Origin of the sequence: Pseudomonas sp. F8002 (assembly GCF_013385495.1) — a bacterium.
Classification (GTDB): Bacteria; Pseudomonadota; Gammaproteobacteria; order Pseudomonadales; family Pseudomonadaceae; genus Aquipseudomonas.
This window is the reverse complement of the sequence record NZ_JACAPW010000002.1, coordinates 242563-268801: the sequence shown is the minus strand read 5'-3', so window position 1 is coordinate 268801 and position 26239 is coordinate 242563. Positions and strand designations below refer to the sequence as shown.

Sequence of the window (26239 nt, the reverse complement as noted above, 5' to 3'; positions counted from 1 at the left end):
CTATTTGCTGTCCAGGAAGTCCAGCAGCGCGGCATTGAACAGCGTCGGGTCCTGCAGGAATGCGAAGTGGCTGGTGTTCGGCAGAATCAGCAGGCCCGCTCCCGGAATGGTCGCCGCGATGTATTCGGTGTGTTCTCGCTTGATCGCCTCATCGTGGTCGCCGTCGACAATCAGGATCGGAGTCTTGATGGACGCCAGTTGCGCGTCGGTCCAGTTGGGTTGGCTGGCCCACATATGGCTGATCTGCTCGACGAAGGCGTCGTACTCTTTTGGCGTCGGCGAGTGCCTGGCGTACTCCTTGCCGGCGCGCTCGATGAAGGCGGCGAAGGTCGGGTTTTTCTCTACGCCATCCTTGACCCCGGAGGTCTGGGTGTTGGCGGCAAAGGCGAACACCTTGCCGATACGGTCGGGGTGGCGCAGGGCGAGATCTATACCGATGATTGCGCCGTCGCTCCAGCCGACGATATCGGCGCGGGGGATTTTCAGGCTGTCGAGTACGGCGACCACATCATCGGCCATCAAGTCGTAACCGAAGGGGTTCTCGTCCCGGGAACTGCGCCCGTGGCCACGGCTGTCGAGGCTGATGACCGTGTGTTTGGCAGCCAGCGCCTTGACCTGGTTGCCCCAGTAATCGGAATTGGACAGGCCACCGTGCAGCAGGATCACCGGCGAACCATGCCCTGTCTTGGTGTAGTAGACCTTGATGCCATTGACGGCGGCATAGCCGGTCTTGGCCCCCGCAATCGGCGCCGGGGTGGGCGGAAGGGTTTCCCAGCGTTCCGCGGCCTGAACCCCGGAGAGGGACAGCAACAGGCAGGCAGCTGCCAATAAGCGACGTGACATGGCGATTCCTTTTTTGTGAGCAGGTTGAGGTCATCCGGCCAGATGTGCGCTCGACTCTAGCACCGTGCCTACCTTGGGAAACACGCATTTTTTCCTATCAAAAACGCCCTTTGGAAAGAGAAAAATACAGTTATATCAATGGAATAAATTTGTCTTTTGCAGCGGGTGGGCTAAGGGTTTCAACTGATGGTTTTTTCGGTCATTCCCGGCAGGGGCATTTTCTTCAATACCGCGATCCGTCCTCCCCTTAAGGTTCAGCTCATACCTGCACAACAACAAGGAACTGCAATGAGCTTGATCATTTCCATGGCCGCTTTTGCTTTGGCCACCTCCATCACGCCGGGACCGGTGAATGTGGTGGCCATCAGTTCGGGGGCGCGCTTTGGGTTTGCCGCCAGTCAAAAGCACGTGGCTGGAGCCGCGTTGGGATTCACCTTGCTGCTGGTGTTGATCGGCCTGGGGCTGCATGAGGTGCTGGTGCGCTGGCCGCTGCTGACCCAACTGATTCAATGGGGCGGGGTGGCGTTCCTGTTGTACATGGCCTGGAAGCTGGCAGTGGACGATGGGCGCCTGGACGCTGAAGGCACGGCCGCGGCGCCGTCGATGCTCTATGGGGCGATCATGCAATGGCTCAACCCCAAGGCCTGGCTGGCGTGTGTGGCAGGCATGGGGCTGTTTGTCGCCGATGGCGATGCGCAGCAAGTCTGGCTGTTTGCGACGATCTACTTGGTGATTTGCTACTTGTCGGTGGCGTGCTGGGCGTACGCCGGGACGTTCCTGCGCCGCTACCTGAGCAACCCCCGGGGCATGCGCCTGTTCAATCGCTCGATGGCCGCCTTGTTGGTGGCCAGCGTGGGGTATCTGCTGCTGGCCTGAGTCAGCCGCGATATTGCCCGGGCGTTGCCGCCAGGTGCTGTTTGAACGTGCGCTGGAAATGCGCCTGATCAGAAAAGCCGGCCGCCAGTGCGACGTCGGCAATCAACTGGCCGCTGCGCAACTGGGTGCGGGCAAACTGAATACGGCGATTGACCAGGAATGCGTGGGGCGTCATGCCGTAATACTGCTTGAACGCACGAATCAGGTACGACGGCGACAGTTCAGCCGCCTGGCAAATGTCTTCGAGCTTCAGGGCCTCGGTGCAATGCTCGCGAATATAGTCGGCGGCGCGTTCCAGTTTGTGATTGACCTCACGCACCGGGGTTGTCGAAGGATTGAGGCGCTGCTGCACCTCGGTGAAAAAACTCACCACTGCACTCTGCTTGTGCAGGTGTTCGGCGTGGTTGTCCACCAGCACCTCATACAGCTCGTTCAGCCCGCTGTACAGCGCGATATCCGTGGTGTGGGTGGCGGTGAACGGTCGAAAGTCCTGGTCCTTGCTGAAACCCAGCTGGTGCTGCAGGTCGGTCAGCCAGGCCGTATCGATATACAGCATGTGATAGGACCAGGGCAGATCATCAATGGGGTTGCAGGCGTGGACATCCCCGGGGTTCATCAAGACCACGGTGCCGGCGCTGATCTTGAAGGTCGATGCCCCATGGATGTACAGGCTCTGCCCGGCCGTGATCGCGCCGATGGAAAAGTGCTCGTGGGCGTGGCGGGTGTAGCAGACCTTCCGCCCGTCGGCGATGGTGCGAGCCTCAATGAACGGCAGGCGTTCGTCGCGCCAGAAGGACGGGGCAGTCGGTTCGAGGGGCGATCGCATCACTACAAGTCTCACCGGGAAACAATGCAGTGAATGATTACACAGAAACCGGCCTGCAACGTTTCATTTCATGGTTTCGGGTTCCATTCTGCGCAGGAAACCGATCCGCGGATCTACGCCGTTGATGGCGTCTGCCAGGGAAAGGGGTTGCTTCGCCGCCGCTCGCGCCTCATCGGCGCCTACCAGCAAGTGCTGGTCAATCACGATGCTGGCAATGGCCAGGCTGCGTGGCGAGGTGAAGGTGTTGGGTACCACAGGGCCCGGCCCATAGACGGCAGGCAGCTCGGCAAAACGTTGGGCAATGACCGTCGCGTGTTGCTGCCCGTTGGGAATGGTGCCGCGCGCGTACGCTGACCAATCGATCGGCAGCGGGCTGCCTTGGGTATTGCCGGTGCGCAGGGCCTGTTCGAATATTTGCAGGGTCAGGCCCGGTAATGGGGCAACCTTCAGTTGCTTTGGGAGAAATTCGTAGAAGCGCTTGTCGCCGGCGTACCTGCACAACACCAGCACCCCGAATCTCCCGATGCCCGATGTCTGCCCGCCAGCACTGGTGCGTGACGTTTGCAGGCGATGGAATTCCAGGCTGCCATATTCCATGCCTTTACGGCTAAGCAGGGGCAGTTGTGACATCCAATACACGATCGACTGTAGCAGCGCGGCGCGCACCGCCGTGTAGCGCTTCTCGAACTCGGCCGCGAAAGTGGAATGGATTGACCCCAACTCATCGAACCGTGACGCCATGCTGGCGAAATCAACGTCCTTGAGGGTCGAGCGCCATTGCGTTGTGCCTTTGGTCAGCTTGCCTGCCATGTGCAACTGAACCAGGGAAACGGCGGTATTGGCGGCGATATCCGGCTCCGAGCGGTTACCAGGCCTGGCCTGCCATTGTATGACCATTCGCTCCAGATCGGTGCTACCGGCAAACACCCGCTGAAGATCCTGCAAGGCTATCTCATACAGGCTGGTATGCCCGTTCTTCTTCAACTCGGAACTGATCTGCAACTGGTTGAGCTGCTCGTTCAACGCGGCAATGGCGCGATTCTTCTGCGTGGTACTGTGCCCATCAACGTTTTTGGCCAGTACTCCGTTGGCCACGGCCCAGTCGACGATCGGCAGACTGCCTCGGCGAACCCGGCGGGAGGGCATGATGAAGTAGATCACCGCCATGAAGTCGGTGAAGCGCATGGCCCGTGATGCACCCGGTGTTTCAGCTTCGATCAGGTCCACGTATTGCTTGAAATGTACCCAGGTATGGGAACTCATGTACGACACCTCATCAGGGATGTCCCGCACCAGGAATTCCGGGGCGATGCCCGCCAGCAACAGGTGCGCGGCCATGGGTACGGCGCTGGTGCGCAGGACCTTGAACTGGACCATGGCTTCTACGGCGTTACGGACTTCATGGAAGGTCAGGCCCCAGTTGTAGGAATCGGTCAGGTCATAGCCGGCGACAGTGGCCCGCTGCTTACCAGCATTCGCGTCCAGGCTGAGAATCAGTGCGGCAAACAACAGTGCGTTTCTGCTGGCACGGGTGTTTGCAGCGCTGGCGTGTTCACCGTACCAGCCCACGGTTTCCGATAGCCGCGCGGCCAGTGCCTGGGCCGGGGGCGATGCCAATAGTTGGTGCAGCAGCAGATCAGCCTCGGCGCGCACCTGGTCACGGTTTTTTTCGCCGACGATTGTTTCGCTCAGGTAGTCGAACAGTTTTACGTCCTGGTTGGGCAGGAAGGCGGCGACGGTCTGCAGCACCTGTTTGCGTTGCGCCGCCAGCAGTGGCATCACCTGCAATGCCCGCCAGTAGTTGCCGTGGCGTGGCTGTTTGGTTGTCGGGATGCGCAGGATGCGTGCCGTGGCATGGGCTTCGTCACGGGTAGCCGGTAGCGCCATCTGGTAGAGGTTGAGTAACTGGCGCAAGCTGACCTGGCCATTGGTGCTGATGCGCCCGCCGGATTGGCGGGCCAGTTCCAACAGGGGTTCGGCCATCGAGGTCAGGCTTGAAAGCGGTGTGTCCGCACGGGTGAGTACCTTGGGCGCATCGTCCAGCGCGTAACCACTGAGTTCGCCGTCCGCGTTCAGTACATACACCCGGGCAAGGTTGAATTGGCGGGTGGCGCTCACGCGTTGAAAGGCCGATTCCTGGCGCAAACCTGCGAGCAGTTGCGCCCCTTTGTCCACCAGCATGGCAAAGGGCGAGTCAGCCGCCAGGTTGAACGTCATGTCCAGGGTGCTAGTGAGCTGCGTATCGAGGGTGATCGACTTGAGTGCTGCTTGCATGGTGTAACGGTCATTGAGGACTGCGATATGGCGCATGTGTTTGCTGACGGCCACCAACGAGTGGGCGGCCGAGCTGACATAGGGAAACGTCGCTGCGCTGGTGGCGCGCAGTTGTTCCACCAGGACCTGAACGTCCCCTGCACTGGCAGGACGGGGTAGCCGATACGCCGTCATCAGCGCGGCCAGGCTGAGGCTGGCGTCCGGCAATATGTCGGTATGGGCGAGATTGGCCAGGCGCTCCAGCTCATCCCATTGCTGATTCAGCGCTGAGTTGTTGGAGCGATCCAGAGGTGAGGTATTGGCCTCGCGGCCGTCGGTCACGGCGATCACTACTTTTTGGTCGACGGAATAGCGGTAAGTGGGGGCAGCGCCTTGACTGGCAGGGTTGAGGCTCGCGAACTCTTCGCCCTGCGTCACGGCGTAAAGCAGCTGTGCCGCGTACTTTAAGGTGCTCGACAACATTGAGTCCGAGTCCAGCGTGCATCGTTGCAGGTAGAGCTGCAGCCAATCGAAAGGCGGGCTGCCGTTTGTACTTTGTTCCAGGAGCGTCTGCAGCGCATCGGCCAGTTGTTGGTAATCCCGCTGCTCTTCGGTCAAGCGCTTGCGCAGGGTGGATTTGAGCCGCCCGCTTTCATCGACACCGGGCAGCGTGTCGAGGGTATGGATCTCTTCGAGAATCACCTGAGCCTGCAAATGATTGGTCGGTAACGGGTAGCCATAGAAGGGCAATACCAGGTTCAGAGGCAGTGTCCTCGAATGAGGTTCGACGAGGTTTTCCATGAATGGCAAGCCGGCGTTGACCGTATCGATAATCTGCACCACCTCCAGGATCGGATTCGCGACGCGCCACCAATCAGAGTCTTTGTCCAGGGTGAAGGTGTACGGTGTTTTGACCGTGCCTTCCAGGATCGTGGCCTGCAGATCGCCGCCCCGAAACACCAGGCTCGCCAGTTCCAGGTCATGGCGTGAGGCCCACTCACGGAAGGCCGGGCGGCCGATGGCGTCACAGAAGAGCCGCACCCAGCGACCGAGCATGGTATTTTCCGGCACGCTGATCAAGATGGGGTCGGTTGCCGGGGTGGTGCCTTGGGCAACCAGTCTGATCAAACCGGCGATCAGTTCGGCGATCAGCACTTGATCGTCCTTGAGGCGCAATGCCTGGTGCTTGATCAGGTCCAGGGCGGAGGGAGAAATATTCTTCAACAGGTGGGACAGAAAGGGTAAGTCATCCATGGCGTTCAGGCTCTGTGCAAGGTCGCCCACGTGCTATGGGCGACCGGAGCCTGCATCGTCGGATGGGCCGGGCCAGAACAAAAGACGTACCTTCCTGATGGGATGTAGCCCGAGTCGACTGCCGTTGCAAGCGCTACGGCAGTCTGGCGTTTGGGCTCAAAAATCCCAGCGAGTCGCCAATTGCAGGCTGCGCGGCTCGCCGTAGAAACCGGTACCGAAGTTGCCCAGGCCGGTGTAGTACTTTTTGTCGAACAGGTTCTTCACGTTCAACGTGGTGCTCAGGTGCTCGTTGAAGCGGTAGCGCGCCATCACGTCCACCAGGAAGTAGCTGTCCTGGGTAATGCGTGAGTTGTGGCCGAAATTCACCGAGTCGTTGGGATCGGGCTGGAACACATTGCCGAAGAACTCGCTCTGCCAATTCACGCCGCCACCCACGGTCAGGTTCTCCAGGGCGCCGGGCAGGCGATAGGTGTTGAACAACCGCACCACTTGCTGGGGCGTGGTGGTTTGCAGCACAGAGCCATAGACGTAATCGCCGTTGGCGTCACGGCTGTGCTGGTAGGTGTAGCCCGCGGAGACGTTCCAGCCGTCCAGCACTTCACCGGCCAGTTCGACTTCAAAGCCCTTGGTGGTGGCGCCGGCAATCGGGCGATACACCGAGTCGGTCTCAAACCCGGAAACGTACTGCGCAACGTTGTCCTGTTCGATGCGGAATGCGGCGAAGCTGGCGTTCAGGCGGCCGTCGAAGAAAGCGGCCTTGAGCCCGGCTTCGTAGGTATCGCCTTCAATCGGATCGAGCAACTTGCGGTCGACGTCCTTGCTGTTTTGCGGTTTGTAGATCTTGGTGTAGCTGGTGTACACCGACCAGATGTCATTCAGGTCGTAGACGATGCCGGCATAGGGCGTGACGACGCCGGTCTGGCGGTAGGTGAAACGGTTGTCGGCCTTGGTCGGGTCGTAGAAGTCGGTGTTGTCGGTGCCGCTGAAGTTGCTGACGCGGGTGCCAAGGATCACCGACAGGTCATCGGTGGGTTTCAAGCGCGTGGCCAGGTACGCGCCGGTCTGGCGTTGCACGATGTCGTTCTGGCCGCTGCGGGGAATGTCAGGCTTTGGGTATTCGCCGCGCCAGTCGTAAATGCTGCCGCCCACGGGCGGGTAGATCGAGCCGTACACCGGCACGTCCTGTTTCGAGCGGGTGGCCATGAAACCCATGATCAATTCATGCTCGCGCCCGAACAGGCTGAAGGGGCCATTGAGGTTGATGTCCAGGGTGTTTTGCACCTGGTCACCCTTGTATTTGCCCATGAACATGTACATCCCGTCGCCCGTGACCGGGTCCGGGTTGCCGCCGCTGGCGGAGGCGAGCAGGGTGTCGTGCTGGCTGCGCTTGCGGTCGAGGCTGACTTTCAGCGACCAGTCGTTCGTGAGCTTTTGTTGCACCGAGGCAAACAGGGTCTGGTTCTGGAAGTCGCGACGGCTCCAGTCGGCGGCCGGGTTGAAGGACCGCGAGAAGTCGGTGCGTGAACCGTTGCTGAAGTACATCGGGAAGCCGGTCCAGCTGGCGCCACGGGAGCGGGTGTCCTGCTGGTCGATGCCGAAGGTCAGCAGGGTGTCCGGCGTCAGGTCGGCTTCGAGGATGCCGTAGGCGATATCTTTGGTGTTCTGGTAGTGGTCCAGGTACGACTGGCGATCCTGATACACGCCGACGAAGCGCCCGCGCACGTTGCCGGAGTCGGTCAAAGACCCGGAAATATCGCCTTCGGTGCGGTAGTTGTCCCACGAGCCGAAGGTCTGGGTGACCGAGGCCTTGAAATCCCGGGTGGGCTTTTTGCGAATCAGGTTGACCGTGGCCGAAGGATCGCCGGAGCCGGACATCAGGCCGGCTGAGCCCTTGATGATTTCCAGGCGGTCATACACCGCCATGTCGGTGCTGGTGGTGCCGTAGTCATACACGCCGTCGTAGGTGGAGTTGACCCCGTCGTACTGGAAATTGGTGATCGGCAGGCCGCGGCTGGAAAACTCCCAGCGCTCGCTGTCGTAGTTCTGCACGCTCACACCGGGCGCACGGCGCAGGGTGTCGGCGATGCTGGTGGAGCCCTGGTCGTCCATTTGCTGGCGGGTGATCACCGTTACCGACTGCGGCGTCTCGCGCATCGACAACGCCAGGCCGGTGGCCGAAGCCATGGCGCCGGTGGTGTAGGAGTGCGTGTCTTCGGTAGTGGCGCCCAGGCCTTCGCCGGAGATGGTGGTGGCGCTTAGTTCCAGGGCGCCGGTGTTGGCCGGAATCAACTCCAGCACGTAGCCGTTGTTGCCCTGGGGCACGGCCTGCAAGCCGCTGCCTTGCAACAGCCGTTGCAAACCGCTGGCCGGGGTGTAGCTGCCGTTGAGGCCCGGGCTGGTTTTGCCGCTGGCCAGGCTGTTGTGGCCGGCGAAAAAGATCCCGGACTGCTCGGCGAAGCTGTTCAGCACGTTGACCAACGAACCCGCGGCGATGGTGTAGTGGCGGGCCGTTTCCTGAGTCGACGGCGACTCGGCGGCTTGCGCGTCGAGCGCGCCCAGGCACAACAAGGTAGCAGTAACGGCCAGCGCCAGCGGGCGCAAAGTGAAGCGAACGGGTTGCGACATGAACATTCCCTTTGGATCAAATCGATCGGCGAATTGAAAGCATCTGCAGGGTTAACCGAACGAGTTTTGGAAAAGGGAACTGACGGCTGAAAGTTTTTATGTGCCTGGGTGTTTGGGCCTGACCGTGACCCACCACGGCATGAGCGTGTCGACCTGAATCGGCAGCGCGGCCTGTAGCAGGCGCAGTGCGTGGTCGCTGTCTTTGAGGGGGAACGAACCCATTACCGGCAATTGCGCCACGGCTGGATCACAGCCCAGGTGGCCTGGGCGAAAACGATTGAGTTCGGCGACCAGTTGGCCAAGCGGCAGGTTGTCGGCCAGCAGTACGCCACGGCTCCAGGCCTCACGGGTGGCGGATGCGGGTGAATGGAGATTGAACCCATCGCGGGTGAAGGCCACTTGTTGCCCGGCCTCGATGATTCGTTGTTGCCGGCTGGCGGCGGTGCGCACTTCGACCCGACCTTCAAACACATTGAGCACGGTGCTGTCGCCGTCCTGCAACACGCTGAAGCGGGTGCCCAGGGCGCGCAGGCGGCCCTGTTGGGTCTCCACCAGGAACGGGCGGTTCGGGTCCTTGGCGGTCTCGATCAGCACTTCGCCGAAACGCAGGTGCAGCAAGCGCTGGACCCGGTCAAAACGTACATCCAGGGCGCTCAAGGCGTTCAGCCACAGTCGGCTGCCATCGTTCAGCAGCGCTTCGCGGGTTTCACCGCCGGCGGTTGCGTAATCCGCACTCCAGCCTCCCACCAACCGGGGCAGGGCGGTGTTGCGCCAGGTGCCCCAGGCCAGCGTTGAACCGGCACACAGCACCAGCAGGGTCTTGAGCGTCTGGCGCCGAGAGCTGCGCAACGCACGGCTGGCGCTGTGGGATTGCTCGGCCAACGGCGCAAAGCGTTGGCTGACCCGCTCTACATAGCCCCAGGCGGCCTGGTGTTCCGGACTTTGCCCGAGCCATGCCTGCCAGTGCTGGGCAGCCTCTGGCTGATCCTGCAGGCGTACGTACCATTGGGCCGCTTGCTCAGGGCTGGCATGGCTGAGCTTTCCGGGGCTGTTCACTCCACGAGCATCCCGTCCAGTTCGGCTTCCAGCACCGCACAATGCAGCAGCGCCTGGGCCAGGTATTTTTTCACCATCCGTTCGCCTACCCCGAGCTGTTCGCCGATCTGCTTGTAGGGCGTACCGTGCAACTGCGCCAGCAGGAACGCTTCGCGCACCTTGTGGGGCAGCCGCGCGAGCATGGCGTCCACTTCGTACAGGGTTTCGACAATGATTGCCCGCTGCTCCGGCGACGGTTGCAGGGCTTGCGGCCGGTCCGCGAGGCTTTGCAGCCACGCTTGTTCCAGTTGGCGCCGGCGCCAGTGATCAATGCACAACCCCCGGGCGATGGTGGCCAGGTAGGAGCGCTCCCGCGTCTCATCGGCGTCGGCCGGCGGGCGCTTGAGTACCCGAATGAAGGTGTCATGGGCCAGGTCCGCCGCATCCCAGCGATTGCTCAGGCGCCGGCGCAGCAGCCCCAGCAGCCAGGAATGGTGATTGCCGTAGAGGTCGCTGAACGAGGTGGACGGGGTCGACACAGTATCCATGTGGCGCAGAAGCCTTGGCGTAAATAAGAATTGGTCGCGATTAAACCAAAGGGCCGGGCACTGCGCAAATGATATTGGTTTGCTTTTGCGGCGTTGTCAGAGCCCACGCTTTTCGGCAATCCATGCGGTGGCCAGGTCGATAAAGGCCCGCAGTTTCGGTTGGCTCTGGGTTCGGGCGGGGAAATACAGGTACAGCCCGCTGCTTGGCGGTACGAAAGATTGCAGCACGGGCTCCAGTGCGCCTGAAGCCAGGTCCTCCATGACCTCGAAATCACTCACGTACGCCAGGCCCTGGCCGGCCCGCGCGGCGGCGATCATCAGGTTGCGGTCATTGACGATCAACCCGCCTTGAACGCCGACCGTAAATTCCCGGCCCGCCCGCTCGAATTCCCAGCGGTGTGCCATGCCCGAGGTCAGGAAGCGATAACCGATGGTTTGATGGGCCGTGAGCGCTTCCGGCGTTGTCGGCTTGCCGGCCTTGGCAAAGTAGGCGGGAGAGCCCACTACCGACCAGTTCAGGTCCGGGGTCAGGCGCACGGCAACCATGTCTTTGTCGATGGATTCCCCCAGGCGAATACCGGCGTCGAAGCCCTCGGTCACCAGGTCCACCGTGGCATCGTCGAGGGAAATATCCAGCACCACATCGGGGAAGGCCTCGCGAAAACGCGGGATCAACGGCTCGATCAGCAACGTGCCCGACAACCTTGGCACCGTCAGCCGCAGGGTGCCCATGGGCCGGTCGCGGTAGCCACTGAGGGCCGCCAGCGCTTCGTCAATCTCCCCGGCGGCGGGGCGCAGGCGGCTGTAAAGCGTCATGCCGGCCTCGGTCAGCGCCACCCGGCGCGTGGTGCGCTGGAACAGCACCACACCCGTGCGCTTCTCCAGGGTCTTCACCGCATGGCTGACCGCCGTCGGTGTTACGCCGAGGCGTGCAGCGGCCTGGGTGAAGCTCTTCAGTTCGGCCACGGCGAGAAATTCGGTCAAGCCATTGAAGGGATCAAGGTTCATCGGTCAGCCATTATGAAATTCTGTTTCAGAGTGCTTGTAGCACGAGACGGTTTTTCAGGCTAATGCCTCAGCGTACCTTGGCTTCACATTCACTCCATCAGGTACGGATCATGACAACGGCACATTCCTTCAAGCGTGTTTGGCTGGTAACCGGGGCTTCCCGGGGCATCGGCGCGAAAATCGTCGCGGCAGCACTGGCCCACGGTGATGCGGTGGTGGCGACGGCCCGCAACGCCCATACCGTTACCGAACGCTTCGGTGAGCAACCCGGGCTGCTGGCGGTGCAACTGGACGTGACCGACGAATCCCAGGCTGCCGACGTTGCCCGTGCCGCCATTGAGCACTTCGGGCGCATTGATGTGTTGGTCAACAATGCCGGTTTTGGCCTGCTGGGCGCGGTGGAGGAGGCGTCTGCCGATGAGGTTCGCCGCTTGTATGAAACCAACGTGTTCGGGCTGCTCAATGTCACCCGCGGTGTATTGCCGTTCATGCGCCAGGCGCGCAGCGGGCACGTGATCAATATTTCGTCGGTGGGCGGCTTCCGTTCGGGTGCGGGGTTCGGCACGTACTGCTCGACCAAGTTTGCCGTTGAAGGGTTGAGCGAGGCGCTGCACGCAGAGCTGGCACCCTTGGGCGTCAAGGTGACGGTGGTGGAGCCGGGTTATTTCCGCACCGACTTCCTGGATGGCAACTCCCTGGTGGAGTCGCCCCTGATCATCGACGACTACGCCGCCACGTCCGGCGAGGTGCGCAAGCTGGCCAAGGTCTACAACCAGCAGCAACCGGGTAACCCGGAGCTGCTGGCAGTGGCCATGATCAAGCTGGTGGAAGCGCCGCATCCGCCGATGCGCCTGGCCCTGGGCACCGACACGTTGCAGGCGATCGAGGACAAGCTGGCTTACGTCAAGGAAGAGACCGCCGCCTGGCGTGAACTGTCGGCCTCAACCGATTTCTGACACCCAATGGCGTAGCAGCTGTCGAGCCGCCGCTTCGCTGGGGCTCGACAGCTGCTACGGTGGTTCTACTGCTAGGGGCCGGGCACCAAAAACGCCGCCTCCAGCAGTTGCCGGGTGTAGGCATGCTGGGGGTTGGCGAAGATCGCGGGTGCATCTCCCTGTTCAACCGCCTGCCCGTGTTTTACCACCATCAGTTGGTGACTCAAGGCCTTGACCACCGCCAGGTCGTGGCTGATGAACAGGTAGGTCAGGTTGTACTTGGCCTGCAGGTTGCGCAGCAGCTCCACCACCTGGCGCTGCACGGTACGGTCGAGGGCCGAGGTCGGCTCATCCAGCAAAATCAGCCGGGGCTTGAGCACCAGTGCGCGGGCAATAGCGATGCGCTGGCGTTGGCCGCCGGAGAATTCGTGGGGGTAGCGATTGCGGGTTTCCGGGTCCAGGCCCACTTCCTTCAGCGCGGCGATAATCGCCGCTTCCTGCTCGGCGGCAGTGCCCATCTTGTGGATACGCAGGCCTTCGCCGACGATCTCGCTCACGCACATGCGCGGGCTCAGGCTGCCAAACGGATCCTGGAACACCACCTGCATTTCCCGGCGCAGCGGGCGCACCTGTTGCTGGCTGAGCTTGTCCATCTGATGGCCTTCGAAGCGAATGCCACCCTTGCTCGCAATCAGCCGCAAAATTGCCAGGCCCAGGGTGGATTTGCCCGAGCCGCTTTCACCGACGATGCCCAGCGTCTGGCCCTGGGGCAGGCTGAAGTTGATGCCATCCACCGCCTTGACGTAATCGACGGTATTGCGCAGGAAGCCTTTCTTGATCGGGAACCAGACCTTCAGGTCATCGACTTCCAGCAACGGCGGGCCGACTTCATTGGTGGCGGGGCCGCCGCTGGGTTCCGCTGCCAGCAGCTCCTGGGTGTAAGGGTGCTGCGGCGCCTGGAACAGGCTTTCGCATTCGGCCTGCTCGACGATGCAGCCTTTTTGCATCACGCATACCCGGTGGGCAATGCGCCTTACCAGGTTCAAGTCGTGGCTGATCAACAGCAAGGCCATGCCCAGGCGCGCCTGCAATTCCTTGAGCAGCTCCAGGATCTTCAGCTGCACGGTGACGTCGAGTGCCGTGGTCGGTTCGTCGGCGATCAGCAGTTCCGGCTCATTGGCCAGGGCCATGGCGATCATCACCCGCTGGCGCTGGCCGCCGGACAGCTCGTGGGGCAGCGCCTTGAGGCGTTTATGGGGCTCGGGTATGCCCACCAGTTCCAGCAGCTCCAGGGTGCGTTTGGTGGCCACCTTGCCGGTAAGCCCCTTGTGCAGGCCGAGCACTTCGTTGATCTGCTTCTCGATGGAGTGCAGCGGGTTCAACGAGGTCATCGGTTCCTGGAAAATCATCGCAATCCGGTTGCCGCGGATATGCCGGATGGTCTTTTCCTTCAGGGTCAGCAAATCGTGGTTGGCGTACTGGATCGTGCCCGACGGGTGACGTGCCAGCGGGTAGGGCAGCAGGCGCAAAATCGAGTGCGCCGTGACCGACTTGCCCGAGCCGCTTTCGCCCACCAGTGCCAGGGTTTCGCCGCGCTTGATATCGAAGCTGACGTTGTTCACCACCCGCTGGTGGCTGTTGCCTACGACGAACTCGACGGAGAGGTCGCGGACTTCGATCAGATTGTCCTGATTCATCTCATTTCCTCGGGTCGAAGGCATCGCGAGCGGACTCGCCGATAAACACCAGCAGACTCAACATGATCGCCAGCACGGCAAACGCACTCATGCCCAGCCACGGCGCCTGCAGGTTGGATTTGCCCTGGGCCACCAGTTCACCCAGGGACGGCGAGCCGGCCGGCAGGCCAAAACCCAGGAAGTCCAGCGCGGTTAGGGTGCCGATCGCGCCGGTCAGGATGAACGGCATGAAGGTCATGGTGGAGACCATGGCGTTGGGCAGGATATGGCGGAACATGATCGCGCCGTTCTGCATCCCCAGCGCCCGGGCCGCCCGCACATATTCCAGGTTACGCCCGCGCAGGAACTCGGCGCGCACCACGTCCACCAGGCTCATCCAGGAAAACAGCAGCATGATCCCCAGCAGCCACCAGAAGTTGGGTTGCACGAAGCTGGCGAGGATGATCAACAGGTACAGCACCGGCAAGCCGGACCAGATCTCCAGGAAACGCTGCCCGGCCAGGTCGACCCAGCCACCGTAGAAGCCCTGCAACGCGCCGGCGATCACGCCGATGATCGAGCTGAGCACGGTGAGCGTCAGGGCAAACAGCACGGAAATCCTGAAGCCGTAGATCACCCGCGCCAGCACATCGCGGCCCTGGTCATCGGTGCCCAGCAGGTTGTCCCGTGACGGCGGGGCGGGGGCCGGAACTTTCAGGTCGTAGTTGATGCTCTGGTAGCTGTACGGAATCGGCGCCCACAACGTCCACGCGTCCTTGGCCTTGAGCAGCTCCTGGATATACGGGCTCTTGTAGTTGGCTTCCAGCGGGAATTCGCCGCCGAAGGTGGTCTCGGGGTAGCGCTTGAGCGCCGGGAAATACCAGTCGCCGTCGTAGTGCACCGCCAGCGGCTTGTCGTTGGCGATCAACTCGGCGCCCAGGCTCAGGCCGAACAGGATCAAAAACAGCCACAGCGACCACCAGCCACGCTTGTTGGCCTTGAAACGCTCGAACCGGCGACGATTGAGGGGGGATAGATTCATCTCAATGCTCCCGGCTGGCGAAGTCGATGCGCGGATCGACCAGGGTGTAGGTGAGGTCGCCGATCAGCTTCACCACCAATCCCAGCAGGGTGAAGATAAACAGGGTGCCGAACACCACCGGGTAGTCGCGGTTGATCGCCGCTTCAAAGCTCATCAGGCCCAGGCCGTCGAGGGAGAAGATCACTTCCACCAGCAACGAGCCGGTGAAGAAGATGCCGATGAAGGCCGACGGGAAGCCGGCAATCACCAGCAGCATCGCGTTGCGAAACACATGGCCGTACAGCACGCGGTGGTTGGTCAGGCCCTTGGCCTTGGCGGTGACCACGTACTGCTTGTTGATCTCGTCGAGGAAGCTGTTTTTGGTCAGCAGCGTCATGGTGGCGAAGTTGCCGATCACCAGGGCGGTCACCGGCAGGGCAAGGTGCCAGAAGTAATCGAGGACCTTGCCGCCCCAGCTCAACTCATCAAAGTTGTTGGACGTGAGCCCGCGTAACGGAAACCAGTCGAAGTAACTGCCGCCGGCGAACACCACGATCAGCAGGATCGCAAACAGGAACGCCGGGATCGCGTAGCCGACGATAATCGCCGAGCTGGTCCACACGTCGAAGTGGCTGCCGTGCCGCGTAGCCTTGGCGATCCCCAGGGGGATCGACACCAGGTACATGATCAGGGTGCTCCATAATCCGAGGGAGATGGACACCGGCATCTTTTCCTTGATCAGGTCGATGACCTTCGCATCGCGAAAAAAGCTGTCGCCAAAATCCAGCCGGGCGTAGTTCTTGACCATGATCCACAAGCGTTCCGGCGCCGACTTGTCGAAGCCGTACATCTTCTCGATTTCCTTCACCAGCGCGGGGTCCAGGCCCTGGGCGCCGCGGTAGCTGGAACCGGCCACCGAGACTTCGGCACCGCCCCCGGCAATCCGGCTGGTGGCGCCTTCAAAGCCTTCGAGCTTGGCGATCATCTGCTCCACCGGGCCACCCGGGGCGGCCTGGATGATCACAAAGTTGATCAGCAAAATGCCGAACAGGGTCGGGATGATCAGCAGCAGTCGACGAAAAATATAGGCCAGCATCTCAGTCGCCCCCGCTCGCCGGATCGGCGCTCTGGTTGGTGTCCACGGTTATCGCAGGTTTCACGTCGGGTTTGCTCCACCAGGTGGCGGTGCCGACGTCATACCGTGGCGAGACCTTCGGATGGCCGAGGTGGTCCCAATACGCCACGCGGAAGGTCTTGATGTGCCAGTTGGGGATCACGTAGTAGCCGAACTGCAGCACGCGGTCCAGGGCCTTGGCGTGGGCCACCAGGCTCTTGCGCGAGTCGGAGTCGATGAGTTCTTCCACCAACTGGTCGATGGCCGGGTCTTTCAGGCCGATGTAGTTGCGGCTGCCGGGCTTGTCGGCGCTGGACGACTTCCAGTACTCGCGCTGCTCGTTACCGGGCGATGAGGATTGCGGGAAGCTGCCCACCACCATGTCGAAGTCCCGGGAACGGATGCGGTTGATGTACTGCGAGATGTCGACCCGGCGAATCACCAGGTCGATCCCCAGGTCTGCCAGGTTACGCTTGAACGGCAACAGGATGCGTTCGAACTCGGTCTGTGCCAGCAGGAACTCGATGGTCACTGGCTTGCCGGTGGTGTCGACCATCTTGTCGTCGACGATCTTCCAGCCGGCCTCTTGCAGCAGTTGATAGGCCTCGCGCTGCTGGGTGCGGATCATGCCGCTGGCGTCGGTCTTCGATGGCTCGAAGGCTTCGGTAAACACCTGGGGCGGGATCTTGTCCCGCAGCGGTTCAAGAATCGCCAGCTCATCCGGGCCGGGCAGGCCGGTGGCGGCCATCTCGGAGTTTTCGAAATAGCTGCGGCTGCGGGTGTAGGCGCCGTTGAACAGTTGCTTGTTGCTCCATTCAAAGTCCAGCAACAGGCTGATGGCCTTGCGCACCCGCACATCCTGGAACATCGGTTTGCGGGTGTTGAACACGAAGCCCTGCATGCCGGTGGGGTTGCCGTTGGGGATTTCTTCCTTGATCAGGCGGCCCTGGGTGACGGCGGGGGTGTTGTAGGCATTGGCCCAGTTTTTCGCGCTGATTTCCAGCCAGTAATCGAACTGCCCGGCCTTGAGGGCTTCGAGGGCCACGGTGTTGTCGCGGTAGTAATCGGTGACCCGGTAATCGAAGTTGTAGAAACCCTTGTTGATCGGCAGGTCCTTGGCCCAGTAGTCCTTGACCCGCTCGTAGCGGACCGAGCGCCCGGCCTTGACCTCGGCCACCTTGTACGGGCCGCTGCCCAGCGGAATCTCCAGGTTGCCCCTGGAGAAGTCGCGGCCCTCCCAGTAATGCTTGGGCAACACTGTCAGTTGCCCAAGGATCAGCGGCAGTTCGCGGTTGTTGGTGCGCTTGAACTTGAACAGCACCCGCAGCGGGTCTTCGGCGATCACTTCGTCGACATCCGCGTAGTAGGTCTTGAAGATCGGCGAGCCGTCCTTCATCAGCGTCTGGAAGCTGAACACCACGTCTTCGGCACGGATCGGGTGGCCGTCGTGGAAGCGCGCTTCGGGGCGGATGTAGAAGCGCACCCAGCTGTTGTCCGGGGCCTTTTCGATCTTGCCGGCTACCAGGCCGTATTCGGTGATGGGTTCGTCCAGGCTTTGCTGGGCGAGGGTGTCGTAGATCAGGCCGATATCATCTGCCGGCACGCCCTTGCTGATGAATGGGTTGAGGCTATCGAAGCTGCCCATGCTGGATACGCGGAAGGTACCACCCTTGGGGGCATCCGGATTTACGTAGTCGACGTGTTTGAAATCGGCGGGGTACTTGGGCGGTTCGTTGTAGAGGGTCAGGGCATGTTGCGGGGCCGCATTGGCCGCGGCGCAAAACAGCAGGCTGCCAAGGATCGCAGTACGCAAAGGTATCATTGGGCTTTCTCCGAAGCTTTCAGCCACCATGCGCTCAGGCCCAGGCTGTAGGGCGGCGTGGTGACGAAGGCGAACCGGTTGCGGTACGCCAGGCGATGATAGTTGAGGTACCAGTTGGGAATACTGTAGTGCTGCCACAGCAGGACGCGGTCCAGCGCCCGGCCGGCGGCCAATTGTTCTTCACGGGTTTGCGCCGCCAGCAGTTGGTCCAGCAGGTGGTCGACCACCGGGTTGGCGATGCCTGCGTAATTCTTGCTGCCCTTGATCCCCGCCTGGCTGGAGTGGAAATACTGCCACTGCTCAAGGCCGGGGCTGAGGGTCTGGTTGAGGGTCATCAGAATCATGTCGAAGTCGAACTGATCGAGGCGTTGTTTGTACTGTGCGCGGTCTACCGTGCGCAAGCGGGCATCGACGCCGATGCTTGTGAGGTTTTCGACATAGGGTTGCAGGATGCGCTCCAGGTTCGGGTTCACCAGCAGAATCTCCAGCCTCAGCGGCTGCCCGTCACTGTTGAGCAAGCGTTGCCCGGACAGCTTCCAGCCGGCGTCCGCCAACAATGCGAGGGCGCGGCGCATCGTGTCGCGAGGAATGCCACGACCGTCGGTCTGGGGCAGGCTGAAGGGCTGGGTAAACAGGTTGGCCGGCAGTTGGTCGCGATAGGGCGACAGCATCAGCCACTCATGACCGGTCGGCACGCCGGTGGCGGAGAATTCGCTGTTGGGGTAATAGCTGAGGCTGCGTTTATAGGCGCCGCTGAACAGGGTGCGGTTGGTCCACTCGAAATCGAACATCAGCCCCAACGCTTCGCGGACCTTGGCCTGGCTGAAGGCCGGGCGCCGGCTGTTCATGAACAGGCCCTGGCTCTGGGTCGGTATCTGGTGGGCGATCTGCGCCTTGATCACATCGCCGCGGTTGACCGCCGGGAAGTTGTAGCCATTGGCCCAGTTTTTCGCCTGGTGCTCGATATAGATATCGAACTCGCCGGCCTTGAACGCTTCGAAGGCCACGTCGCTGTCGCGGTAAAACTCCACCTCGACCTTGTCGTAGTTATACAAACCACGGTTGACCGCCAGGTCCTTGCCCCAGTAATCCTTGACCCGCTCGAACACCAGTTGTCGCCCGGGGCTGACCTTGCTGATGCGGTAAGGCCCGCTGCCCAGCGGCGGCTCGAAGGTGGTGGCCTTGAAGTCGCGGTTTTTCCAGTAATGCTGGGGCAATACCGGTAGCTCGCCCAGGCGCAGGATCAGCAACGGGTTGCCGGCGCGCTTGAACACAAAACGAATGCGATGCCGGTTAAGAATGTCGACCCGGGCCACTTCCTGCAGGTTGGTGCGGTACTGCGGGTGGCCTTCGGTCAGCAGCGTGCGATAGGAAAACGCCACGTCGTAGGCGGTGATCGGCTTGCCATCGTGAAACCGCGCTTCAGGGCGCAGGTTGAACACCACCCAGCTGCGGTCCTCGCTGTATTCCACCGATTGGGCAATCAGGCCGTAGCTGGAGGTGGGTTCATCGCCGGAAGGGGCATATTGGCCGGTGCCGACCATCAACGGCTCATTGAGCTCGTTGACGCCATATTGCAGGAAATTGGCGGTGGAAACCGGGCTGGAACCCTTGAAGGTGTACGGGTTGAGGGTGTCGAAAGTGCCAAACGCCATGACCCGCAAGGTGCCGCCCTTGGGCGCTGCGGGGTTTACCCAGTCGAAGTGGGTGAATTTGGCCGGGTACTTGAGCGTGCCGAACTGCGCATAACCGTGGCTCTCGGTAATGGTCGCGTTCGCGGAAAAGCTCAAGGCCAGACTTATTAGTAGAAGGAGGGGACGCTTCAAGTCAGAGATCCGATCCAGGCGGCTTGGGCTTTATGAACCGTACAGTAACAGCTTGTTCCGATTGGAAAAAGGCTGGCGCCGTAGGAGGGAGGCTACAGGCTTGGGTGGGGGTTCGCAGGGTGAAGAACAAAGGGGGAGCTGTTGCCAGTTCCCCCTCGTGTTTGCTGCTTAGCGCGGCCCGGAAACCACCAGCATCTGCCCAGGTTTCAGGGCCTGGCCAGTGCGTGGGTTCCAGCGCTTGAGATGTTGCATCTCGACGTTGAAGCGCTTGGCGACGATGTACAGCGAATCGCCTTTCTTGACCTTGTATTGCACCGGCTTCTTGCTGTCGGCCTTGGCCACCAGCTTGCGGGTGTCCTGCATCACCAGGGTCTGGCCGACCTTGAGCGCCTGCCCATTGAGCTTGTTCCAGCGCTGCAGGTCATGTACATCGACCTTGTTGGCCTTGGCGATCAGCGTCAGGTTGTCGCCGCTGCGCACCTTGTAGTTGCGGGTGCGACCGGCAATGGCCTTGTGCTCAACGTCGTCGAACACCGGCTTTTTCGGGCGCATGCTCAGCAATTCTTCGGGCTTCATCGCCGAAAGGCTGCTGGCCAGCAACTGCGCCTTGGACGTCGGCACCAGCAAATGCTGCGGGCCGTCCAGGGTGGTGCGCTGTTTCAAGGCCGGGTTGAGCTGGAACAGTTCGTCTTCGTCGATCTCGGCCAGCGCGGCGACCCGTGACAGGTCCATGCTGGTCTTGATTTCTACCACTTCGAAGTACGGCGTGTTGGCGATCGGGTTCAGGTTGACGCCATACGCCTCGGGGGCCAGCACTACCTGGGACAGCGCCAGGAACTTGGGCACGTAGTCCTTGGTTTCCTGGGGCAGTGGCAGGTTCCAGTAGTCCGTCGGCAAACCGAGCTTCTCGTTACGCTCGATGGCCCGGCTGACCGTGCCCTCACCGGCGTTGTAAGCCGCCAGGGCCAGCAACCAGTCGCCGTTGAACATGTCATGCAGGCGAGTCAGGTAGTCGAGGGCAGCGGTGGTGGAGGCGGTGATGTCGCGGCGGCCGTCGTAGGCGCGGGTCTGGCGCAGGTTGAAATAGCGCCCGGTGGCGGGAACGAACTGCCACAGGCCGACCGCATCGCTGCGGGAATAGGCCATTGGGTTGTAGGCACTTTCAATCACTGGCAGCAGCGCCAGCTCCAGGGGCATGTTGCGTTCTTCAAGGCGTTCGACGATGTAATGAATGTAGAGGCTGCCGCGTTCGCCGGCGTTCTCGAGGAAGGATGGGTTGCTGGCAAACCACAATCGTTGCTGTTCAATGCGCGGGTTGACGCCTAACCCGTCCTGCAATTGAAAGCCCCGGCGCATGCGTTCCCAGACATCCTGGGGCACTTCCGGGCTTGGCTTCTCTGATAGCCAAAGGGGTTTTTGCTTGATCTTGGCGGTAAGGTTTGGCTTGGGTTGCACGGTGGATTGTGCGGCAAAATTAGTCGATTGGCAGCCCGCCAGAGTAGCGGACACAGCCACCGCCACGGCTTGAGCCAGGCGGGTCAATGCGTCTGAATGGTTGGTTTTACGAATAGATGACGACATTGGCTGGAAGTAAGTTCCGGGCAAAAATGTCGGGCGATTCTAGAAAGCGCGTGGGTTGCGGTCAACCATTCAGAAATTACGTACTAAATTCCGCGCGCTTAGAACGTATCTTTCCACGACCTCAAGCTAGCAAACACCTCACTCCCGGCCCGGTTATCGCGGCCATTCCGTTCGTCCGCTTTTTCTTTAACGGATGTTTCAGAGGTCCGCAGAAAAGGGTTGGTGCGTTTTTCCAGGGCCAAAGTCGAAGGCAATGTTATCTGGCCGTTCGCCCGCAGTTGCCGCACGTTCTCCACCCGTTCGGCGATATCCGCGTTATGCGGTTCCACGGCCTGGGCGAATTTCAGGTTACTTTGTGTGTATTCGTGGGTGCAGTACACCAGCGTGTTGGCCGGCAAGGCCGCCAGGCGTTCCAGTGAAGTGTGCATTTGCTGCGGGGTGCCTTCGAACAGGCGGCCACAACCGGCGGCGAAGAGGGTGTCGCCACAGAACAGCACGCCCTCGTGATAAAAGGCGATGTGCCCCAGGGTATGGCCGGGTACGGCAAACACCTCGAAGTCCCAACCCAGCACGTTGATGCGGTCGTTATCCTGGAGTGCCACGTCCCGCGCCGGGATCTTTTCATTTGCCGGGCCGTAGACCGTGGCGCCTGAAACACTTTTAAGTTGCTCGACGCCGCCGACATGATCATGGTGATGGTGAGTCACCAGGATGTCGCTGAGGGTCCACTCGGGATGCTGCTGGAGCCAGGCCAGCACGGGCGCGGCATCACCGGGATCGACCACCGCGCAGCGCTTGTTCGGCTGATCCTGTAACAACCAGATGTAGTTATCGGTGAAGGCGGGCAGGGCACTGATCTGTATCATTCTTTGATTCGCCAAGCTGAACACATTGGTGCATCTTAGAGCTTCTTGGCGCGTTGGAGAATGCAATGACTGATAAAGCGTTCGCCCAGGCCGATCCCGAGTGGCTGGCACTGATCGGTGCCGCCCGTGAATGGCTGTCCGGGCCTGTCGGGCAATTTTTACTGGATGAAGAACGGCGCATGCTCGAAGACGAGCTGGGTCGGTTCTTTGGTGGTTACCTGGTGCATTACGGGCCGTCGGCACAAACCCCGCCGTCGGCACCCCAGGTGCAACGCAATGTGCGCCTGGGGGCGCCGCTGCCGGGGGTTGAAATCGTCTGCGAGGAGCAGGCCTGGCCGTTGAGCGAGCATGCGGCCGATGTGGTGGTGATGCAGCATGGCCTGGATTTCTGCCTGTCGCCCCACGGTTTGCTGCGCGAAGCGGCCAGCAGCGTGCGCCCTGGTGGCCATTTGCTGATCATTGGCATCAACCCCTGGAGCAGTTGGGGCTTGCGCCATGTGTTCGCCCATGACGGGCTGCGCCAGGCGCGCTGCATCTCGCCGTCGCGAGTCGGCGACTGGTTGAACCTGCTGGGCTTTGCGCTGGAGAAACGCCGCTTCGGGTGCTATCGTCCGCCGCTTGCGTCTGCCAAGTGGCAAGGCCGGCTGGCCGGCTGGGAACGCAGGGCCGGTGCCTGGCAATTGTCCGGCGGGGGTTTCTACCTGTTGGTGGCGCGCAAGATCGTCGTTGGCCTGCGCCCGGTGCGCCAGGTGCGTCGCGAGCCGATGGGCAAGCTGGTGCCGATGCCGATGGCCAAGGTCAATCGCAAGCAGAGCGAACAGTAAACATACCTTTTTGATTTCAGGTCGAGCCTCTCGACCTCGGGCACTTGTCGGTCGATTATCGGCAACCCGCTTTGATGGATCCCGCTTTAATGGACAGTGAAATGACCGATACCGTAGAACTCTTCACCGATGGCGCCTGCAAGGGCAACCCCGGCCCCGGCGGATGGGGCGCCTTGCTGGTGTGCAAGGGCGTGGAGAAGGAACTGTGGGGCGGCGAAGCCAACACCACCAACAACCGTATGGAACTGATGGGCGCGATCCGTGGCCTGGAAGAGCTCAAGCGCCGTTGCGACGTATTGCTGGTGACCGACTCCCAGTACGTGATGAAGGGCATCAACGAGTGGATGGTCAACTGGAAGAAGCGCGGCTGGAAGACTGCGGCCAAGGAGCCGGTGAAAAACGCCGACCTGTGGCAATTGCTCGATGAGCAATGCAATCGCCACAACATCACCTGGAAATGGGTGCGCGGGCACATCGGCCATCCCGGCAACGAGCGGGCCGACCAACTGGCCAACCGCGGTGTGGATGAAGTGCGCGGCTACAAACAGAGCTGATGCCGTCTGACGTGTTAAGATCCCGCCCCTTGAAATGTACCAAACCGTTGAGAGCTGAACCCTGATGGCCATCCGATCTGTTGTACTCGATACCGAAACCACCGGCATGCCGGTGACCGACGGCCACCGGATCATTGAAATCGGCTGTGTCGAACTGATGGGCCGCCGCCTCACCGGCCGGCACTTCCACGTCTACCTGCAACCGGATCGGGAAAGTGACGAAGGCGCCATCGGCGTCCACGGCATCACCAACGAATTCCTGGTGGGCAAGCCACGGTTTGCCGAAGTGGCGGATGAGTTCTTTGAGTTCATCAACGGCGCGCAACTGATCATCCATAACGCGGCGTTCGACGTTGGCTTCATCAACAACGAATTCGCGCTGATGGGGCAGACCGACCGGGCTGATATCACCCGGCACTGCTCGATCCTCGACACCTTGATGATGGCGCGTGAGCGTCACCCGGGCCAGCGCAACAGCCTCGATGCGTTGTGCAAACGCTATGGCGTCGACAACTCCGGCCGTGAACTCCACGGCGCGTTGCTCGACTCCGAGATTCTCGCCGACGTCTACCTGACCATGACCGGTGGCCAGACCAGCCTGTCCCTGGCCGGTAATGCCTCGGACGGCAATGGTTCGGCGGAAGGCTCGGGCAATCGTCCTTCGGAAATCCGCCGCCTGCCAGCGGATCGCCAGCCCACTACGATCATTCGTGCCAGCGAGCAGGACATGGCCGAGCATGCAGCGCGCCTCGAGGCGATCGCCAAGTCTGCCGGCGCACCCGCGTTGTGGACCCAATTGACCCAGCAATAACCTTTACCCCAGCGCCAGCCCCTGGCTGGCCCTGATCAGGTCATATGCCTTGCGCGCAATCGGGTTCGCCGTGTTCGGACGGATCCACAGGTAGTACGTCACCTCCGGCATCCTCGGCAATCCATCGTTTTCCCCCAATACCCGCATATCCGGCCCGAGCATCTCCATGCTCCGTGGGGTCACGCCGAGCCCTGCGCGGGTTGCCGCCTTGATACCGATCAGGTTCGATGCCAGGTACGCCTGGCGCCACGGGATATTCGCCCGTTCCAGCGCCTCAAGGGCGTAGCGCCGATAAATGCTCGGCTCATCCACCAGAATCAATGGCAGCGGCTCGCTTGGCGAGTGAATGTATTGCGCCGAACAAATCCACCACACCGGCGAGGTGCGCAGTGCAAAGCCCTCCAGGTTGGCATCGGCGCGGGTGGAAATCACCATGTCGACCTTGCCCCGGTGCAGGTCATCCATCAGGAACGGGCTGCGCCCGACGTCGATCTCCAGGCGCAGGCGCGGTGCCGAGCGGGCGATGTGGCTGAGGATCGGCGGCAGGATGGTGTCGGCGATGTCGTGGGGCGAGCCGATACGCAGTACGCCGCTGAGGCTGCTTTCCCGCAGGGAATTGAGTGCATCGTCATTCAGCGAGAGCATCTGCCGCGCATGCCGCAACAGCTGCATCCCGGGTTCTGTCAGTTGTTTTTGCCGGCCACGTTTTTCAAACAGGCTGACGCCCACTTGTTGTTCCAGACGCTGCATATGCTGGGTGACGGAAGATTGTGTGCGTGCCAGGTGAGTGCCGGCTTCGGCAAAGCTGTGGTGGTCGACCACGGCGATAAAGGTGCGGAGCAGTTCAAGATCGAGGGTCGACATGGCCATTCCAGGGCGTTTTTATATCAAGGGTGCGAAGATAAACATTACAGATGTTTATGTTTTGTCGCGCCGGGTTTTTACGAGGGCTAATGAATTCGAGTATATGGCCAAAAGTCAGCGAGTCCATATACGGGAAGTTATAACGATATTAGATATTTGAATTTCCGTTAGCCCGGCACTCTCCCTAGCATGCCCCCACATCAGGTCGGGGTACGCCGATCGCTAATGAGGGGAGTTCCATGGGGTTTGTGCGCGCGGCGGTAAAACGAAGGTTGCCTGTGGTCCTGGGCGCGTTGATCGCCCTGGGCGGCAGCGCAGTGGCTCAGGCCGATGCGACCCTGGACAAGATCCAGCAGCGCCATGTGCTGGTGGTCGGCGTGCTGCTGTCTGGCGGGCCGTTTGGCGGCATCGACCCCACCACCCAGAAGCCCAGGGGCTTGAACGTCGACCTGGCCAACGAGCTGGGTCGTCAGTTGGGCGCCGAGGTGCAGCTGGTGCCGGTATTGCCGGCCAACCGTGTGCAGTTCCTGCAACAGGGCAAGGTCGACCTGCTGATCGCCAATATGGAATGGACCGCCGAGCGTGGCGAGATCCTCGGGTTCGTGCCGACGCCGTTCTACAAGATCGGCGGCACTGCTGCCGTACTCAAGGACAGCAAGATCACTCGCTGGGAAGATCTCAAGGACCAGCCGGTGTGCACCTCCCAGGGCAGCAGCTACGTCAAGCCGCTGACCGAACTGGGCGCGCAGATCAAGGCCTTCAAGAGCTCTTCGGAATCCCTGCTGGCCCTGCGCGGTAACAACTGCGTCGCTGCGGTGCATGACTCCACCCTGGTCAACCCGCTGATCAACGACAGCGCCGAATGGAAGGATTACCGCACCCTCAGTCCCGAGCTGAACCCGGCGCCATCGGTAATCTGGACCCGCCGTGGCGAGAGCGACACCCAGGCCAAACTCGACCCCATCGTCAAGGACCTGCACCGCAGCGGCTGGCTGATCGAAGCCCAGACCCGCAACCACATCACCCCGGCGTCCCCGGCGCTGGTGGAGTTGCAGAAACAGTTCAAGGGCGCCTGAC

Annotated in this window: 21 protein-coding genes; 6 read left to right on the top strand and 15 right to left on the bottom strand. The window is 61.4% G+C overall.

The window, feature by feature from the left end:
* Positions 1-843 carry an alpha/beta fold hydrolase gene (locus HX811_RS03550; RefSeq protein WP_003207440.1) on the bottom strand — a complete coding sequence of 281 codons (843 nt, stop codon included), beginning with the start codon at positions 841-843 and terminating at the stop codon, positions 1-3.
* Between the two features lie 288 nt (positions 844-1131).
* Between HX811_RS03550 and HX811_RS03545 the strand changes: the two genes are divergently transcribed.
* Positions 1132-1719, top strand: coding sequence for a LysE family translocator (locus HX811_RS03545; protein WP_177044788.1), 588 nt, complete (start codon positions 1132-1134; stop codon positions 1717-1719).
* A gap of 1 nt (position 1720) precedes the next feature.
* Here the strand turns inward: HX811_RS03545 and HX811_RS03540 are convergent, their stop codons facing one another.
* The 6 genes from HX811_RS03540 to HX811_RS03515 form a co-directional block, all read right to left on the bottom strand.
* Entirely contained in the window at positions 1721-2545 is an 825-nt protein-coding gene (locus HX811_RS03540; RefSeq protein WP_177045049.1) for an AraC family transcriptional regulator, read from the bottom strand.
* Positions 2546-2608: 63 nt separating this feature from the next.
* The gene (locus HX811_RS03535) at positions 2609-6052 is read right to left on the bottom strand and encodes a hypothetical protein (protein WP_177044787.1); all 3444 of its coding nucleotides are present in this window, start codon (positions 6050-6052) and stop codon (positions 2609-2611) included.
* 156 nt (positions 6053-6208) lie between these two features.
* A complete protein-coding gene (locus HX811_RS03530; RefSeq protein ID WP_371132349.1) occupies positions 6209-8677 on the bottom strand; it encodes a TonB-dependent siderophore receptor in 2469 nt (822 codons plus the stop codon).
* Positions 8678-8773: 96 nt separating this feature from the next.
* Positions 8774-9733, bottom strand: a complete 960-nt coding sequence (locus tag HX811_RS03525) for a FecR domain-containing protein (protein ID WP_177044784.1) — start codon at positions 9731-9733, stop codon at positions 8774-8776.
* Complete coding sequence (locus HX811_RS03520) at positions 9730-10260, bottom strand: sigma-70 family RNA polymerase sigma factor (protein WP_003207452.1); 531 nt, start codon at positions 10258-10260, stop codon at positions 9730-9732. The genes HX811_RS03525 and HX811_RS03520 overlap by 4 nt, the downstream gene beginning before the upstream one ends.
* Before the next feature lie 96 nt (positions 10261-10356).
* Positions 10357-11268 carry a LysR family transcriptional regulator gene (locus tag HX811_RS03515; RefSeq protein ID WP_177044782.1) on the bottom strand — a complete coding sequence of 304 codons (912 nt, stop codon included), beginning with the start codon at positions 11266-11268 and terminating at the stop codon, positions 10357-10359.
* Positions 11269-11378: 110 nt separating this feature from the next.
* Between HX811_RS03515 and HX811_RS03510 the strand changes: the two genes are divergently transcribed.
* On the top strand, positions 11379-12224 hold the full coding sequence (locus HX811_RS03510; protein ID WP_008435212.1) for an oxidoreductase: 846 nt from the start codon (positions 11379-11381) through the stop codon (positions 12222-12224).
* Positions 12225-12295: 71 nt separating this feature from the next.
* Here HX811_RS03510 and HX811_RS03505 read toward each other — a convergent pair whose 3' ends face one another.
* From HX811_RS03505 to gloB, 7 genes are all read right to left on the bottom strand, one after another.
* Complete coding sequence (locus HX811_RS03505) at positions 12296-13900, bottom strand: ABC transporter ATP-binding protein (RefSeq protein ID WP_003207458.1); 1605 nt, start codon at positions 13898-13900, stop codon at positions 12296-12298.
* A gap of 1 nt (position 13901) precedes the next feature.
* Positions 13902-14921, bottom strand: coding sequence for an ABC transporter permease (locus tag HX811_RS03500; protein WP_008435209.1), 1020 nt, complete (start codon positions 14919-14921; stop codon positions 13902-13904).
* A gap of 1 nt (position 14922) precedes the next feature.
* Complete coding sequence (locus tag HX811_RS03495; protein ID WP_008435207.1) at positions 14923-15996, bottom strand: microcin C ABC transporter permease YejB; 1074 nt, start codon at positions 15994-15996, stop codon at positions 14923-14925.
* Between the two features lies 1 nt (position 15997).
* Positions 15998-17836, bottom strand: coding sequence for an extracellular solute-binding protein (locus HX811_RS03490; protein ID WP_177044780.1), 1839 nt, complete (start codon positions 17834-17836; stop codon positions 15998-16000).
* Complete coding sequence (locus tag HX811_RS03485; RefSeq protein ID WP_008435204.1) at positions 17833-19662, bottom strand: extracellular solute-binding protein; 1830 nt, start codon at positions 19660-19662, stop codon at positions 17833-17835. The genes HX811_RS03490 and HX811_RS03485 overlap by 4 nt, the downstream gene beginning before the upstream one ends.
* Positions 19663-19830: 168 nt before the next feature.
* Positions 19831-21243, bottom strand: coding sequence for a lytic transglycosylase domain-containing protein (locus HX811_RS03480; RefSeq protein WP_010171672.1), 1413 nt, complete (start codon positions 21241-21243; stop codon positions 19831-19833).
* Between the two features lie 98 nt (positions 21244-21341).
* Positions 21342-22109 (bottom strand): hydroxyacylglutathione hydrolase, encoded by a 768-nt coding sequence (gene gloB / locus HX811_RS03475; RefSeq protein WP_003207471.1) that lies wholly within the window; start codon positions 22107-22109, stop codon positions 21342-21344.
* Between the two features lie 65 nt (positions 22110-22174).
* Here gloB and HX811_RS03470 point away from each other — a divergent pair, with 65 nt between their 5' ends.
* The 3 genes from HX811_RS03470 (at position 22175) to dnaQ (ending at position 24298) form a co-directional block, all read left to right on the top strand.
* Entirely contained in the window at positions 22175-22933 is a 759-nt protein-coding gene (locus tag HX811_RS03470; protein ID WP_008435200.1) for a class I SAM-dependent methyltransferase, read from the top strand.
* Positions 22934-23034: 101 nt separating this feature from the next.
* Entirely contained in the window at positions 23035-23487 is a 453-nt protein-coding gene (gene rnhA / locus HX811_RS03465; protein WP_003207474.1) for a ribonuclease HI, read from the top strand.
* A 70-nt stretch (positions 23488-23557) separates the two neighbouring features.
* Positions 23558-24298, top strand: coding sequence for a DNA polymerase III subunit epsilon (dnaQ, locus tag HX811_RS03460; protein ID WP_162835175.1), 741 nt, complete (start codon positions 23558-23560; stop codon positions 24296-24298).
* Between the two features lie 3 nt (positions 24299-24301).
* On the opposite strand, the gene HX811_RS03455 is transcribed toward dnaQ, so the two are convergent.
* Positions 24302-25162, bottom strand: coding sequence for a LysR substrate-binding domain-containing protein (locus HX811_RS03455; protein ID WP_003207477.1), 861 nt, complete (start codon positions 25160-25162; stop codon positions 24302-24304).
* A gap of 239 nt (positions 25163-25401) precedes the next feature.
* Here HX811_RS03455 and HX811_RS03450 point away from each other — a divergent pair, with 239 nt between their 5' ends.
* Positions 25402-26238: a transporter substrate-binding domain-containing protein gene (locus HX811_RS03450; RefSeq protein WP_008435195.1), complete on the top strand. Its 837-nt coding sequence runs from the start codon at positions 25402-25404 to the stop codon at positions 26236-26238.
* The last annotated feature ends 1 nt before the right edge of the window (position 26239 follow it).

What these genes read in the sequence shown, in the direction of transcription:
- HX811_RS03550 (WP_003207440.1), bottom strand. Translation starts at nt 843, where the DNA reads ATGTCACGTCGCTTATTGGCAGCTGCCTGCCTGTTGCTGTCCCTCTCC.
- HX811_RS03545 (WP_177044788.1), top strand. Translation starts at nt 1,132, where the DNA reads ATGAGCTTGATCATTTCCATGGCCGCTTTTGCTTTGGCCACCTCCATC.
- HX811_RS03540 (WP_177045049.1), bottom strand. Translation starts at nt 2,545, where the DNA reads ATGCGATCGCCCCTCGAACCGACTGCCCCGTCCTTCTGGCGCGACGAA.
- HX811_RS03535 (WP_177044787.1), bottom strand. Translation starts at nt 6,052, where the DNA reads ATGGATGACTTACCCTTTCTGTCCCACCTGTTGAAGAATATTTCTCCC.
- HX811_RS03530 (WP_371132349.1), bottom strand. Translation starts at nt 8,677, where the DNA reads ATGTCGCAACCCGTTCGCTTCACTTTGCGCCCGCTGGCGCTGGCCGTT.
- HX811_RS03520 (WP_003207452.1), bottom strand. Translation starts at nt 10,260, where the DNA reads ATGGATACTGTGTCGACCCCGTCCACCTCGTTCAGCGACCTCTACGGC.
- HX811_RS03515 (WP_177044782.1), bottom strand. Translation starts at nt 11,268, where the DNA reads ATGAACCTTGATCCCTTCAATGGCTTGACCGAATTTCTCGCCGTGGCC.
- HX811_RS03510 (WP_008435212.1), top strand. Translation starts at nt 11,379, where the DNA reads ATGACAACGGCACATTCCTTCAAGCGTGTTTGGCTGGTAACCGGGGCT.
- HX811_RS03505 (WP_003207458.1), bottom strand. Translation starts at nt 13,900, where the DNA reads ATGAATCAGGACAATCTGATCGAAGTCCGCGACCTCTCCGTCGAGTTC.
- HX811_RS03500 (WP_008435209.1), bottom strand. Translation starts at nt 14,921, where the DNA reads ATGAATCTATCCCCCCTCAATCGTCGCCGGTTCGAGCGTTTCAAGGCC.
- HX811_RS03495 (WP_008435207.1), bottom strand. Translation starts at nt 15,996, where the DNA reads ATGCTGGCCTATATTTTTCGTCGACTGCTGCTGATCATCCCGACCCTG.
- HX811_RS03490 (WP_177044780.1), bottom strand. Translation starts at nt 17,836, where the DNA reads ATGATACCTTTGCGTACTGCGATCCTTGGCAGCCTGCTGTTTTGCGCC.
- HX811_RS03480 (WP_010171672.1), bottom strand. Translation starts at nt 21,243, where the DNA reads ATGTCGTCATCTATTCGTAAAACCAACCATTCAGACGCATTGACCCGC.
- gloB (WP_003207471.1), bottom strand. Translation starts at nt 22,109, where the DNA reads ATGATACAGATCAGTGCCCTGCCCGCCTTCACCGATAACTACATCTGG.
- HX811_RS03470 (WP_008435200.1), top strand. Translation starts at nt 22,175, where the DNA reads ATGACTGATAAAGCGTTCGCCCAGGCCGATCCCGAGTGGCTGGCACTG.
- rnhA (WP_003207474.1), top strand. Translation starts at nt 23,035, where the DNA reads ATGACCGATACCGTAGAACTCTTCACCGATGGCGCCTGCAAGGGCAAC.
- HX811_RS03455 (WP_003207477.1), bottom strand. Translation starts at nt 25,162, where the DNA reads ATGTCGACCCTCGATCTTGAACTGCTCCGCACCTTTATCGCCGTGGTC.
- HX811_RS03450 (WP_008435195.1), top strand. Translation starts at nt 25,402, where the DNA reads ATGGGGTTTGTGCGCGCGGCGGTAAAACGAAGGTTGCCTGTGGTCCTG.